The following is a 12,989-nucleotide window of genomic DNA, read 5'->3' as shown; positions in this document are numbered from 1 at the left end:
TAATTAGGTTATTATCTAAAATTTGAAAAAGCGACTAACATTAATAATTTTTATAACTTTTTTATCTTGTAGTAAAGAGCAAAAACTAGAAAATTTAAATGGAATATTCTCTGAAATTGAATTTCAAGAATTGACTTTTTTACTTCGAGGTTTTGATGATGTTTTACTTGAAGAATCACAAACATATTCAACTAAAATCGCATATTGGGAATTCTCTCAACGAGTTTTTGAAAATAGTTCTGTGCCAATAATTAAAGGAATTGATTCTTTGAGTAATTTAGTTTTGCAATATAAAGTATTTGATAAAATTTGGTGGAAATACCAAGTATCTAAATCGAATAAGTACAAATACAATTTTAGTAAAGAAAGTCGCTACCTGGAATATTTAAGGCTTGTTGGTAAAAAGAAGAAATTTATTAAAAGTTATGCGGAAAGTTTAGAGTTAACGAGTGATTTACTACCTTCTGTAGTTGCTGGGTTTGCTAAAAATATTAAAAAGACGGATTTGGATGATGAAAATATTCGGTTGATTTTTGCAATTCATTATTTGACATTGTTAAATCGATAAAAATAATTACTGTTGTTAGGACACAATTTAATGACGTACTTGTAAACGACTTTTTAAAAGTTGTAATTCTTATTAATTTATTTGTTCATTTTGCCTTGATGCAAAACGAACCAAAAAATCAAGATCAAGCCGAGGAATTTTTTATCCCGATAAAAATCGGGAGAAAAACCGATTTAAAAACTCCGCGTCGAACTGTCGTTCTCCTGTTATCGAAGCTTTTCTTCATCTATTCTGCGCCTTGACGTTCAATTCTACGAATTGATTTGGGTGCTGAGTTTTTGCTGATTTATTTTTTTGGCTAATGGCTAATGGCTAATGGCTAATGGCTAATGGCTAATGGCTAATATTAAAGTGGCTATTTTTTTTAAGAGTTTTACCAAGTAATCTATTGACTGCTTACTGATTACTGCCAACTGCACACTTGCTCGCGTTAGGGATAGTAGTGGATAGCCCACAGCCCGACGTAGGAGGTGCGAGGACTTGTAACGTATAGCCCGACCCCTTTTCGGGGTAACGCCCAAATTATTTTTCTATTAGTGTTAAAATGTACTCGTAGCTTATTCCGAAGGCGATGGCTAAGCCAAAACTTAATAGTGTGCCTATTAGTATGTATTCGGTGAGTTTACGGTCTTTTGCTTTTGATAAATCGCCGAAACGAAATACCGATTTTGCTGCTATTAAAAAGCCAACACCTTCCCAATGGTTGGTGATGATAAACATGAATACAAATAGGCGTTCTAAGATGCCAATATAAGCACCAGCATCGGCTAAGGAGGCTTCTTTGTTGTATTCTGATAAATCCCATTTTGAGATTATGGTTTTCATGATGATGGATGATACTTTGGTGATGCACAATAAACTGGTGATAAATAATAATATTTTAGGGGTAAATAGCGTGTCTATATGAATAGCATAGGGTTGGTAAATTTTTACAACCAAGCCAATTACTATTAGGTGTGCTAATTGATCTAAACCAAACAGTATGCGGTTGTTTGTTTTTGGCATAAGGTGTAGTTTAATAACATCTATTAGGTAGTGCGAAACGGGTATAATGATTAAAGCTAACCAGTATTTAAAATTGAATTGTAATACAACTATTAAGGCTATTAGATGTACAAAAATATGCCAGTATAAAAACTTAGATTTATGCTTGTGGGTTTCTTTATGTTGTACCCATTTGTAAGGCTGAAAAAGGAAATCGCCAATAACGTGTGCAAGTATAAATTTAATGGCTAATGTTAGCATAGAGTCTGTATTTGGGTTTTGTAGTAGTGTAATAGTTTGGAAATCTCGTCGAATCCTGCTCTTTTAAGGCCTTGGCTAATATTGCCTTGGGTTTTTTTTAAGGTTGCTGCTAATTGATTCTGATTTAAATCTGGGTTTTCTAATGTTGTTTTAACAAGTAGTGCTGAGGTGTTGGACCAATTATTTATGGTTAATTGTGCCAATTCTAGCATGAGATTTAGTGAGGTGTCTAATGGCTGGAACGGTGATTTTATAGCTAATGTTGTTTTTTTTAGGTTTTCAAAACACTCGCCAGAGTTTACAAAAGCACTTCCGTTGGATTCGGTTATGTTTTTAGATTGATATGTTTTTTCGCCTATACCAATGGCTAATCTTACATCAATATTATTAAATTGTTTTATGGTTGCTTTAATAAGCATGCAGGCGTGTAAGGCTTCTTTGGGTTGAACTTCTAATTGAAAACTATCACCCCTATAGGTTTCCCATGTTTTTGGTGTGCTGCCAAAACTGTTTAAAACAGCTTTAAGTGCTTCCAACCAATGTTCTGGAGTGCTTTTTTTAGAATTTATAATATCGCCTGTTATTATACTTGTCATGTTTTGGTATAAGATATAATCAAATATATCATTTTTATTGAAATCTCCAAAATTATTAGCTAATAAACTAATAAAATAAAATATTAGCTTTTTGGATTATAATTTAAATTATTAGCTTAAAAGGTTATATTGTATTTTTAAATGAAGTGAAGGCTATTAACTTTTCTGTTTCATGGAAGAAGCATAGCTATTACAATCTAATTATCTTTGCTTCTTAAAAAATAAATAGAAAGATGAAATTATTCAAAGAATTTAAAGAGTTTGCCGTTAAAGGTAATATGATGGATATGGCCATAGGTATTATAATTGGCGCATCATTCAATAAGGTTATAGATGTACTAGTTAAAAAAGTATTTCTTCCGCCTTTATCTTTATTAACAGATGGTGTTAATCTGCAGAGTAAGCGTATTATTTTAAGAGAGGCTGTTGCTGGTGATAATGGCGCTAATGTTATAGATGAGGTTGCTATAGGTTATGGCGCACTAGGCGAAGCGTTTATAGATTTTATAATTATAGGGTTTACTATTTTTATAGTGGTGAAGTTTATGAATAAATTACGTAATAAAGCACAAGATACTAAAGACGAAACAGTCGTAACGCCTAAAGATATCGCTTTGCTTTCTCACCTTACAGAACTTATGGAAGAACAAAATGCATTATTAAAAGCAAAGCAATAGTTATGGCAAAAACAGGTAGAGAAAAGAATACGAAAAACAAAGCAAAGCATTCCAAATTAATGGCTCAGAAAAAGAATAAGAAGAAAGCTGAAGCTTTATTAAGAAAAGAAAGGTTGAAAAATATTGTGAAAAAAATGCAAGAAAAATCAGATAATTAAAAATAAAGGGTATTTTTAAGTCTCAAACTAAATAACAGCCAAAATTATGAATAGACTTTCCATTGTATTATTACTGTTTTTTGCAATTCAACTTCAGGCCCAAGAAGCGATAGATTCATTAGCTTTTGATGAGGAAATTTACCAAAAAACTGTTGATAGTATTAATAGTTCTTTTACATACCAAAGAGGTGAGGTAATACTAAACAACGGATTAGCAATTTTAAACGTGCCTAATGGTTTTAAGTTTCTAGATGGTGAACAAAGTAAACGTGTATTGACTGATTTATGGGGTAACCCGCCTAGTGAACCTCTTGGCTTGCTGTTTCCAGAAGATATGACACCAATGCATGATGCGTTTACCTATGCCGTTGAAATTGAATATGCTGAGGAAGGTTATATTGAAGATGAAGAAGCAGAAGACATGGATTATGACGATTTATTGGAAGAAATGCAAGAGGATATTAAAACAATGAATCCAGAGCGAATAGCTCAAGGTTATGATGCTATGGAACTAGTTGGGTGGGCATCTCCACCATATTACGATCAAGAAAACAAGAAACTACATTGGGCAAAAGAAATAAAGTTTGAAGGTTACGATGTAAACACTTTAAATTATAATATTAGAGTTTTAGGGCGTAAAGGTTATTTAAACTTGAATGCTATTGGAGATATTGATATGTTAAGCACGTTTAATACCGATAGAGATCAAATTTTGCATAGCGTAGAATTTACTGCAGGAAATAGATATTCTGATTTTAATCCAGATATTGATAAAGTAGCTGCGTATGGTATTGGTGGTTTAATTGCTGGGAAAATTTTAGCCAAAGCGGGCTTTTTTGCAGTTATTTTAAAGTTCTGGAAATTTATTGCTATTGGAGCAGTCGCTTTGTTTAGCGGTTTTAGAAAGAAGTTGTTTGGAGGCGGAAAAGAAGATAACGCTTAATCACAATTAAAAATATACATAATAAAAAGGGAGTGCAATAGCGCTCCTTTTTTAGTTTATTAGAGCTGATATTTTTTCAAAACTAATGTCTTCAAAATTCTTGATAACCATATCTGCTGTAGAGTAATCTTGATTTTTAGAATGAAAACTATCAAAGCCAACACAAAAAACACCAGCACCATTTGCAGCTTTTATACCGTTAGTAGAATCTTCAATAACGATGCATTCTTTTTTTGAAAAACCAGTAGCTTCTGCCGCTTTAATAAAAATTTCAGGATGTGGTTTAGATTGTTTTAAATCCCCGCCACTAAGTTTGGCTACAAAATATTGGTTTAAATCAAAACGATCAAAAATTTGGTTGATACTTGTCATAGCTGCAGAAGAAGCTAAAACTAAAGAGAGCCCGTTACTATGATATTCCTTAATTAAATCTAAAACACCATCAATAAGTCCTAAATCAGAATTACTATAAAAAAAGTGTTTATAATATTTGCGTTTTAGAGCAACCAACGTTTCTGGAGATTGATCTAAGTTAAAATGGTCTACAAGACGTTTGCAAATATTAATAGTAGATTGTCCTGTAAAAGATTCATAAAGCTCTGTAGAAACTTCAATACCAACTTCATTAAACATATCATGATAGGCTTTATTATGCATAGGTTCGCTATTTATAATCACACCATCCATATCAAAAATAACAGCTTTTAGCATCTCCTTAATTTTTTACGAATATAATAAGATAATTAAAGAATCAATAACCTATTTAACAATAGTTTATGTAAGAAAAAATGTTTAAAAAAAATAATAAATACGCGTTTTATCGTATAAATATTGCGTATTAACGATAAAATGTATAAATTGCTGACCTAAGAATAATGGTTTTTTATTATTAATAGTATTTAACATTAACATGAATCCTAATAGCAAAATAAAAACTCTATTTATCGATGATGATAGAGCGACAAATTTTTTACACAAGCATATTGCGAGAAATAGTGATGGTGTTGATTCTATACGTCTAGTACATAGTGGGATAGAAGCACTTAACTTTCTTGAAAAATGCTTAGAGGATAGTGTAGAAAAACCAAACTTGATTTTTTTAGATATTAATATGCCTGCGATGAATGGGTGGGAATTTTTAGAACAATTTTATATGCTAAATGAAGATTTGGTGAAGGAAATTAATGTAGTAATACTTTCATCTTCAGATGACCCTGGAGATATTGAAAGATTTAAACAAAATAATAAACTCTTAGATTTTATTAGAAAACCACTTAATAAAGAAGCCCTTAATTCTGTATTAGCTAAAGTCGGTTAAATTATTTTTTAATTATAATAAAATGGGCATTATACTTTTAGTAGATGATGATACAGCTACAAATTTTTATAATAAATATATTCTAAAAAAGAATAATATTGATTGTGAAATAATAGCACTAGATAACGGGTTAAGTGCATTAGAGTACGTTAAGAATAACGGCTTACCCAAGTATATATTTTTAGATATTAATATGCCAATAATGGATGGTATTCAATTTTTAGAAGAGGCTAAGAAATGGGCTAAAAGTGAATTAGAAAAAGTTAAAGTTTTTGTAATGATGAGTGTAACATTACCTGAAGAAAAAATAAAAAAATTACATACAATTCTAAAAGTAGAAATATTAAATAGAAAAGTATTAACCGATATGGATATTAATAGCATCTTTTAAAAGCTAAATCAAGCTAATTCCATTTTTGTACACATAAATGATAGTAGGATTTAAAATATTTTTAAACTTAATTACAAGTTTTTTTCTTGGAAAAGCAAAGCTGCTGGTAACAAGAAAAAAAATTACGGGTTTAAATTGTCTTTTACTAGCTATAATTCTATGTTCTACTTTTTCATTTGCACAGAATTCTGAAATCAGTAAAAAGAAGCAAACCTATGATAAGCGTTCTTCAACTATAATTGACTTGACTCAAAAGGTTAAATGGTCAGAAATAAATAGTATCACCACTTTTAAAATAGGGGTTTTAGGTACGGATGCCGTAACTAATAATCTTTCAAATTTTACTAAAAACAGACGTGTTTTTGATAAACTAATTGAAGTTAAAAGAATAAGTGGTATTGAAGAAATTGAAAATTATAATGTGGTTTATGTGAATACCACTTATGAATATTTACTTAATTCTATAAATGATTATATTAAAGGCAAACAAATTTTAATAATTACAGAAGGCTATCCTACAAATGCTTCTATGATTAATATGACCAAAGTTGGCGATTCCTATAGTTATGATATTAATAGAATGTATTTAAGGGAGGCTAATCTTAGAATAGCACCAACATTAGCAAATCATGCTGTAAGTGCTAATGACCTTAAGGAAAAACTGTTTGAGAAAACGGAACAAAAATTATATGTTGTTAGTCGTGAAAATGATGAGCAGAAAAGGATTATTGAAAACCAAATTGATGTAATTAATAAAAAGAAAATAGCGCTTATTGAAAAAGACAATTCCATAAAAAGTTTATCATTAGAAGGCGAATTAAAGAATAAAGAAATAAAAGAAAAAATATCTTTAGTTAAAATAAATGAGCAAAAATTAAACTTACAGATTGCTCAAATAAACTTTCAACAACAAAAAATTGATTCTATAAATACCCAAATTCAAGAACAAAAAAGGGTACTGGTAGAACAAAGTAATGATATAAAAGAGAAAACAGAAGTTTTAGCTAAAAAGAATATTATCATTGATACTCAACGAAAACATAATATTGTACTAACCATATTATCAACCATGTTGTTTCTTTTAAGTTTATCATTATTGATCGCGTATTTAAAAAATAAGAAACTACATAAACAATTACAGGTACAACATGTTGAGATAAACAATCAAGCCAAACTTTTAACATCAAAAAATAAAGAACTAGAACAGTTTGCATATATAACAAGTCATGATTTACAAGAACCCCTTAACACAATATCTAGTTTTATAAATATAATTAAAGACGAATATCATAATAAGTTCGATAATGATGGTAAACAAATGCTTGATTTTGTGAAAGAAGGTAGTATAAGGATGAAAAAGCTAATTGATGCCCTATTACAATATTCAAGATTAGGTAGATCAAAAGAGTATCAATTTGTTCAATGTACACCTTTATTAGATATTTTAACTGAGGATATGCAGAGTACCATAAAAAGTACCAATGCAAAAATTAGTTATCAAGGTTTACCAACTATAAAAGGGAATGAGGTAGAATTACGATTGCTTTTTCAAAACCTAATTAGTAACGGCATAAAATTTAGAAATCCAGATACCATACCAGAAATTGAAATTCAATGTAAAGAGGTTTGTGATACAGATGAGACTGTTAAAAAAGAGCAAAAATTTTGGGAGTTCTCTGTCTCCGATAATGGCATTGGTATAGCTAAAGAATATCAAGACCGTGTTTTTGCGATATTTCAACGTTTACATTCAAGACTAGATTATGAAGGCTCTGGAATAGGTTTGGCTCATTGCAAAAAAATTGTTGAGGCACATTCAGGAAAAATTTGGTTTACTTCAGAACAGGGTGTTGGAACTACGTTCTCATTTTCTATTCCTATAGAGTCTTAAATTTCATTTTAAGCATTTTTCATTTACATGTAATATAAGGCGTATAATTAGTATTTATAATTGCAACAGTATTATCTTGTTAATAACTAACTTTGGCGTTTTCTTAATTGAATTCAATAACAGATGCGATGATGCGCTTGTTGATAAACGGAAATAAGAAGTTTTACAAAATGACTAAAAAAACATCTAAAAGCACAAATTTTCACAGCAGAAATAGGCATAAGTCGGGATACGATTTTGATGCTTTATGCGAAGTATATCCAGAACTATTACCTTTTGTATTTGTAAATAAATACGATACAAAAACAATTGATTTTGCTAAACCGGAAGCCGTAAAGGCATTAAATACGGCTTTACTATTTAAATATTATAATATTAATTTTTGGGAGTTTCCAGACACTAATTTATGTCCGCCAATTCCTGGCCGTGCAGACTATATTCATCATGTTGCCGATTTGTTAAAAGGAAAAGGCACATCAAATAACATTAATGTTTTGGATATTGGAGCAGGTGCAAGTTGCATCTATCCACTTTTAGGACATGCAGAATATAATTGGAGTTTTGTCGCTACCGATGTTGATGAAAATTCGTTGGAATACGCTCAAAACATCATTATTAAAAATAATTTAGATGACGTTATAGAGTTAAGACTTCAAAAAGATATCTCACAAATTTTTAAAAGTATAATAACGGAAGAAGATAATTTTGATATTTCTATTTGTAACCCACCATTTTATAAATCTGAAGCAGATGCTTTAGAGGCAACCAGTAGCAAATTAAAAGGCTTAAATTTAGGAGGCAATAAAATTGTTAGAAACTTTGCTGGCACGCAGCATGAATTATGGTATAAAGGCGGCGAAAAGGCTTTTTTACACACATATTTATATGAAAGTTCTCTGTTTAAAGAGCATTCTACTTGGTATACAACTTTGGTTTCTAAAAAGGATTTGGTAAAAGGGATGTACGCTTCATTAAAGAAATTAGGCGCTACAAATATTAAAACTATTAATATGGGACAAGGTAATAAAATATCCCGTATTGTTGCTTGGTCTTTTAAATAAAAAAAGTATCGAAAACTACGATATAATGTAGTTTTCGATACAATTAGTGTTAAAAGTCACTCCAAATTAAATATTCTTTTTTTTCTTTCTATGATCTGTTTTGAGATATATTCCCGCTTGTAAACGGTGAAGATTTAAACCATTTATTTTTCTATTTAAGTATCCGAATTGAAGGTTGCAAGGTTTTGAAATATTTATACCTAATGCGCTATATAACCTATTTTCAGTTGTGATATCATCATGCATAATGGCTAGAAATTCGTCAAATATTCGAATAAACAGGGTTTTGTTTAATTTAATTTTTGTACCAAGTCTATAGCGTAAGCGGTGTTGAGTCCAGCGGTCTCCTAGTTTGCTTAATAGTCTTTGTTCTGCTCTAAAACGATGATTAATTGGTAAATTAAAAAGTTTATGCTTATAAGTTAATTGTTCGAAAATACGGTCTTCATAAGTATGTGGCTTTTTTGTTCCAAAACCACCATCAATATCTCCATAACCATAACCAAGAGTTGTCGTTAGTTTAGGTGATGCTTTATAGTTAACAGCTCCATAAAGTAAAATAAAATTAAAATTTTCTGGAACCTCAAAAAGCCATGTTTGAGATAAGGTGCTTATACTAAATTTATCAGATATTTGGTGCGTACCTGCATAGGTTAACCAAGATCCTGTTTTGTCTTCTGCAATATTTTGTGAATAACTGTTTGAAATTAATAGCATTAGCATAAATGCCATTAATAAGTCCTTCAATTTAAAAGTTTTAAGCAGGTTGTTATAATTTACTTTTATGTTAGTCAATAACTCTTTTAATATCTGTTTCAAAAATATTTTTCGTTTAAAAGGAGCCCTTTTTTTGAGCTCCTTTTGTTTATTAATTATAAAATTAAAGATGTTCTTTAAGTGGCGGATGTTCATTTAAGTGATGATGTTCATCAATTAGTGGGCCACCTTCAATGATATGTTCTGATGCTTGTTGAGAAAATTTCTCGAAATTTAAGTGGAATGAATGCGCTAATTGAATAGCTTTTCCAATATATGCACCTTTTTGTAACCAAGTATTCATTGGGTCTAAAAGTTCTGATGGTACACCAGGACAATATTTAGGCATGAATAATCCGAAAATAAAGTTTTGTTCATAATCAACATCATCCAAATCTCCATTTAAGATTGCTGTAATCATAGCTCTTGTATATTTTAATTTTATACGAGAACCTACGCCATAAGGTCCAGCACTCCACCCAGTATTTATTAACCAAACGTTAACTCCTGCTTCTTTCATTTTTTTACTTAACATTTCTCCATAAACTGTTGGATGTAATGGCATAAACGGTTCTCCAAAACAAGCAGAGAATGATGGTACAGGTTCTGTAATACCAGCCTCTGTTCCAGCAACTTTAGCTGTATATCCAGAAATAAAGTGATAAGCAGCTTGACCTGGGGTTAATTTTGATACCGGAGGTAAAACACCAAAAGCATCACAAGTTAAAAAGAAAATATTCTTTGGGTTGTTAGCATAAAGTGTTTCTTGAATATTATCAATATGGTGAATCGGGTAGCTTACACGTGTGTTTTGAGTAATGCTACTATCCATATAATCCGGTTCTCCATTGTCTTTAATTAGAATGTTTTCAAGAATTGCTCCTGGCTTAACTGCTCTAAAAATATCTGGTTCTTTTTCTTCAGAAAGGTCAATTACTTTAGCATAACAACCACCTTCAAAGTTAAAAATATTATTGTCTGCTGTCCAACCATGCTCATCATCACCAATTAATTTACGTTCGGGGTCTGCAGACAAGGTTGTTTTTCCAGTTCCTGACAATCCAAAGAAAATAGCAGTATCTCCATATTTACCAACATTGGCAGAGCAGTGCATAGGTAATACATTTCTTTCGACTGGTAAAATCATGTTTAATGCAGAGAATACACCTTTTTTAATTTCACCTGTATATCCAGATCCTCCTACTAATACTATTTTTTGAGAGAAGTTAAGAATTGAAAAATTCCCTTGGCGAATACTAAAAGCTTTTGGATCTGGGCATTCATAATCAGGAGCACAAAGCACTAACCAATCTTCTTTAAAGTTTTCTAATTCTTTTACACTAGGTCTTAAAAACATGTTATAAACAAACATATTTGACCAAGGTAGTTCTGTTACTGTTCTAATATTGGTTCTATATTCTGGGTCTGCACATACATATCCATCTCTAATATAAATTTCTTTTCCAGAAAGGTATTTAGTAATTTCAGCTTTTAACTTATTAAAATTTTCAGTAGAAACAGGTTTGTTTGTTTTTCCCCACCATACTTTGTCTTTAGTATAATCATCTTTTACAATAAAACGATCTTGCGGAGACCGCCCTGTAAATTTTCCAGTATTTATTACTAGGGTTCCATTTGCAGTTTCTTTACCCATTTTCTTCTTAACTGTAATTTTTTGTAATTCTTCGGGTGATAAATTCCAGTTAACTAATACATCTTTTAATCCATATTGCTCTAAGCTTGGATTTTCTTTTGTTGTTGTTATCATTTTTATCGAATTTAAAAGGTTCAATTAAATAAATTATTTAAAAAGGCCATATAATAGGCACGAGAATTAAAAATGTAATGAAAAACAGAATTAGGGGAGGAGTGACTACTTTAGAGTGGTTTATAAATTTATATCCTCTTTTAGTAATAATTATAACCGTTGAATTGCTATAACCAATTAAGGTTTCTTTAGAATCTAATATACCTGTTAGGAATAAACTCAATATTGAAATTAATGCCATAATATATGGCTTAACCTTTTCCCCAGAAAAGAGACCAATGGTTTTAACTAAATTGGTGAGCATTAAATTAATCATATATTGTTATTCTTTATTAATTTTAGCCTTTTAATATATGTTGTGTTAATATATAGAGTAAATGTAAAACGAATTTTGTTTTATGCACATGACCTACGTCATTCTTTGGGTTTAAGTGCTGTTTTAAATAATTGTTACTATAAGTCTTAAAAAAATAAAGAAACTAATAATAAATACGTTTTGTTATATTGAATTTTAAGATATTCTATACTTTAGATGAATAATTTAATTTTCTAAAAAAGTTAAATCAAAAAAAATAAAAATATAAATATGAAATTAGATATTTTGGCTTTTGGAGCACATCCTGATGATGTAGAATTAGGTTGTGGAGGTACTATAGCAAAAGAAGTTAAAAATGGTAAAAAAGTTGGGATTATAGATTTAACCCGAGGTGAGTTAGGAACCCGAGGAACTGCAGAAACTAGAGATGAAGAAGCTTTTAACGCTGCAAAAATTTTAGGAGTAATTATGCGTACTAACTTGGAGTTTTCTGATGGGTTTTTTGTAAATGATAAAGAACATCAATTAACCATTATTAAAATGATACGAAAGTATCAACCAGAAATAATAATTTGTAATGCTATTGATGATAGGCATATTGATCATGGTAAAGGAAGTAAGTTAGTTAGTGATGCTTGTTTTTTAAGCGGGTTAATAAAAATTGAAACTGAAGATGAAGGTGTAATACAAAAAACCTGGCGTCCAAAACAAGTTTATCATTATATACAATGGAAAAATATAGAGCCCGATGTAACAGTAGATGTTTCTGGCTTTATAGATAAAAAAATGGATTCTGTTTTAGCCTATAAAACACAGTTTTTTGATGCTAATAGTAAAGAGCCAGAAACACCTATATCTAGTAAAAATTTTACAGACAGTATAATATATAGATCCAGAGATCTTGGTCGTTTAGTAGGTGTTGAGCACGCAGAGGGTTTTACAGTTGAACGCTACCCAGCTGTTGATAGTTTGTTCGATTTAAAGTAGTTAGGTTTTTAGCCTAATTAATTTTCGTTTTTTAAATAAAATATTAAAAAAAGTCTTTGTAATAAAGATTGAAATCAATTACATTTGCACACGCATTACAAAATGCAGTTACATGGTGGTTGTAGCTCAGTTGGTTAGAGCATTGGTTTGTGGTACCAAGGGTCGCCGGTTCGAATCCGGTCTTCCACCCAAAAAGTAAAAGCCTTTCAAGAAATTGAAAGGCTTTTTTTGTGGTCTCTTAATGCTGTTTGTTTTAATACTTCTTGTTATAATTAGTAGGTTAATTGAGTTTTTTTAGGCCAATTTAATTGTAG

15 protein-coding genes and 1 tRNA gene are annotated in these 12,989 nt (G+C 30.5%); 10 read left to right on the top strand and 6 right to left on the bottom strand.

Going from position 1 to position 12,989, the window contains the following annotated elements:
* Nucleotides 1-22 precede the first annotated feature (22 nt).
* Nucleotides 23-568 carry a hypothetical protein gene (locus tag SJY43_RS14760; protein ID WP_396601509.1) on the top strand — a complete coding sequence of 182 codons (546 nt, stop codon included), beginning with the start codon at nucleotides 23-25 and terminating at the stop codon, nucleotides 566-568.
* A gap of 522 nt (nucleotides 569-1,090) precedes the next feature.
* Here SJY43_RS14760 and SJY43_RS14755 read toward each other — a convergent pair.
* Both SJY43_RS14755 and SJY43_RS14750 read right to left on the bottom strand, forming a co-directional pair.
* Nucleotides 1,091-1,813, bottom strand: coding sequence for a DUF3307 domain-containing protein (locus SJY43_RS14755; protein ID WP_396601508.1), 723 nt, complete (start codon nucleotides 1,811-1,813; stop codon nucleotides 1,091-1,093).
* A complete protein-coding gene (locus SJY43_RS14750; protein WP_396601507.1) occupies nucleotides 1,807-2,409 on the bottom strand; it encodes a transcriptional regulator in 603 nt (200 codons plus the stop codon). Before SJY43_RS14750 ends, SJY43_RS14755 begins: the two co-directional genes overlap by 7 nt.
* 233 nt (nucleotides 2,410-2,642) lie before the next feature.
* On the opposite strand from SJY43_RS14750, the gene mscL reads away from it, so the two are divergent.
* The 3 genes from mscL to SJY43_RS14735 are packed head-to-tail and all read left to right on the top strand — an operon-like array spanning nucleotide 2,643 to nucleotide 4,187.
* Nucleotides 2,643-3,086: a large conductance mechanosensitive channel protein MscL gene (gene mscL, locus SJY43_RS14745; RefSeq protein WP_396601506.1), complete on the top strand. Its 444-nt coding sequence runs from the start codon at nucleotides 2,643-2,645 to the stop codon at nucleotides 3,084-3,086.
* A gap of 2 nt (nucleotides 3,087-3,088) precedes the next feature.
* Nucleotides 3,089-3,244, top strand: a complete 156-nt coding sequence (locus SJY43_RS14740) for a hypothetical protein (RefSeq protein WP_396601505.1) — start codon at nucleotides 3,089-3,091, stop codon at nucleotides 3,242-3,244.
* A gap of 46 nt (nucleotides 3,245-3,290) precedes the next feature.
* Entirely contained in the window at nucleotides 3,291-4,187 is an 897-nt protein-coding gene (locus tag SJY43_RS14735) for a DUF2167 domain-containing protein (RefSeq protein WP_396601504.1), read from the top strand.
* Nucleotides 4,188-4,238: 51 nt separating this feature from the next.
* On the opposite strand, the gene SJY43_RS14730 is transcribed toward SJY43_RS14735, so the two are convergent.
* Entirely contained in the window at nucleotides 4,239-4,898 is a 660-nt protein-coding gene (locus tag SJY43_RS14730; protein ID WP_396601503.1) for an HAD family hydrolase, read from the bottom strand.
* A 199-nt stretch (nucleotides 4,899-5,097) separates the two neighbouring features.
* On the opposite strand from SJY43_RS14730, the gene SJY43_RS14725 reads away from it, so the two are divergent.
* The 4 genes from SJY43_RS14725 (at nucleotide 5,098) to rlmF (ending at nucleotide 8,848) form a co-directional block, all read left to right on the top strand.
* Entirely contained in the window at nucleotides 5,098-5,505 is a 408-nt protein-coding gene (locus SJY43_RS14725; protein WP_396601502.1) for a response regulator, read from the top strand.
* Nucleotides 5,506-5,527: 22 nt separating this feature from the next.
* Nucleotides 5,528-5,896 (top strand): response regulator, encoded by a 369-nt coding sequence (locus SJY43_RS14720; RefSeq protein WP_396601501.1) that lies wholly within the window; start codon nucleotides 5,528-5,530, stop codon nucleotides 5,894-5,896.
* A 37-nt stretch (nucleotides 5,897-5,933) separates the two neighbouring features.
* Nucleotides 5,934-7,787 carry a YfiR/HmsC family protein gene (locus SJY43_RS14715; RefSeq protein WP_396601500.1) on the top strand — a complete coding sequence of 618 codons (1,854 nt, stop codon included), beginning with the start codon at nucleotides 5,934-5,936 and terminating at the stop codon, nucleotides 7,785-7,787.
* 107 nt (nucleotides 7,788-7,894) lie between these two features.
* On the top strand, nucleotides 7,895-8,848 hold the full coding sequence (rlmF, locus tag SJY43_RS14710; RefSeq protein WP_396601499.1) for a 23S rRNA (adenine(1618)-N(6))-methyltransferase RlmF: 954 nt from the start codon (nucleotides 7,895-7,897) through the stop codon (nucleotides 8,846-8,848).
* Between the two features lie 66 nt (nucleotides 8,849-8,914).
* Here the strand turns inward: rlmF and SJY43_RS14705 are convergent, their stop codons facing one another.
* The 3 genes from SJY43_RS14705 to SJY43_RS14695 form a co-directional block, all read right to left on the bottom strand.
* On the bottom strand, nucleotides 8,915-9,595 hold the full coding sequence (locus tag SJY43_RS14705) for a DUF2490 domain-containing protein (RefSeq protein ID WP_396601498.1): 681 nt from the start codon (nucleotides 9,593-9,595) through the stop codon (nucleotides 8,915-8,917).
* Nucleotides 9,596-9,728: 133 nt separating this feature from the next.
* A complete protein-coding gene (pckA, locus tag SJY43_RS14700; protein ID WP_396601497.1) occupies nucleotides 9,729-11,372 on the bottom strand; it encodes a phosphoenolpyruvate carboxykinase (ATP) in 1,644 nt (547 codons plus the stop codon).
* Nucleotides 11,373-11,409: 37 nt separating this feature from the next.
* Nucleotides 11,410-11,688 carry a hypothetical protein gene (locus tag SJY43_RS14695; protein ID WP_396601496.1) on the bottom strand — a complete coding sequence of 93 codons (279 nt, stop codon included), beginning with the start codon at nucleotides 11,686-11,688 and terminating at the stop codon, nucleotides 11,410-11,412.
* 270 nt (nucleotides 11,689-11,958) lie between these two features.
* Here SJY43_RS14695 and bshB1 point away from each other — a divergent pair, with 270 nt between their 5' ends.
* Nucleotides 11,959-12,675: a bacillithiol biosynthesis deacetylase BshB1 gene (gene bshB1 / locus SJY43_RS14690; protein ID WP_396601495.1), complete on the top strand. Its 717-nt coding sequence runs from the start codon at nucleotides 11,959-11,961 to the stop codon at nucleotides 12,673-12,675.
* A gap of 114 nt (nucleotides 12,676-12,789) precedes the next feature.
* A tRNA-His gene (locus SJY43_RS14685) sits at nucleotides 12,790-12,865 on the top strand.
* Nucleotides 12,866-12,989: the final 124 nt, after the last annotated feature.

Origin of the sequence: Algibacter sp. R77976, assembly GCF_044594645.1 — a bacterium.
Taxonomy (GTDB): Bacteria; Bacteroidota; Bacteroidia; order Flavobacteriales; family Flavobacteriaceae; genus Algibacter_B.
The sequence above is the reverse complement of the archived record's forward strand: the minus strand, read 5'-3'. Positions and strand labels throughout refer to the sequence as shown.

Bases quoted from the DNA above. Each gene is read 5' to 3' on its own strand.
- SJY43_RS14755 (WP_396601508.1), bottom strand. From the start codon at position 1,813: ATGCTAACATTAGCCATTAAATTTATACTTGCACACGTTATTGGCGAT.
- SJY43_RS14750 (WP_396601507.1), bottom strand. From the start codon at position 2,409: ATGACAAGTATAATAACAGGCGATATTATAAATTCTAAAAAAAGCACT.
- mscL (WP_396601506.1), top strand. From the start codon at position 2,643: ATGAAATTATTCAAAGAATTTAAAGAGTTTGCCGTTAAAGGTAATATG.
- SJY43_RS14740 (WP_396601505.1), top strand. From the start codon at position 3,089: ATGGCAAAAACAGGTAGAGAAAAGAATACGAAAAACAAAGCAAAGCAT.
- SJY43_RS14735 (WP_396601504.1), top strand. From the start codon at position 3,291: ATGAATAGACTTTCCATTGTATTATTACTGTTTTTTGCAATTCAACTT.
- SJY43_RS14730 (WP_396601503.1), bottom strand. From the start codon at position 4,898: ATGCTAAAAGCTGTTATTTTTGATATGGATGGTGTGATTATAAATAGC.
- SJY43_RS14725 (WP_396601502.1), top strand. From the start codon at position 5,098: ATGAATCCTAATAGCAAAATAAAAACTCTATTTATCGATGATGATAGA.
- SJY43_RS14720 (WP_396601501.1), top strand. From the start codon at position 5,528: ATGGGCATTATACTTTTAGTAGATGATGATACAGCTACAAATTTTTAT.
- SJY43_RS14715 (WP_396601500.1), top strand. From the start codon at position 5,934: ATGATAGTAGGATTTAAAATATTTTTAAACTTAATTACAAGTTTTTTT.
- pckA (WP_396601497.1), bottom strand. From the start codon at position 11,372: ATGATAACAACAACAAAAGAAAATCCAAGCTTAGAGCAATATGGATTA.
- SJY43_RS14695 (WP_396601496.1), bottom strand. From the start codon at position 11,688: ATGATTAATTTAATGCTCACCAATTTAGTTAAAACCATTGGTCTCTTT.
- bshB1 (WP_396601495.1), top strand. From the start codon at position 11,959: ATGAAATTAGATATTTTGGCTTTTGGAGCACATCCTGATGATGTAGAA.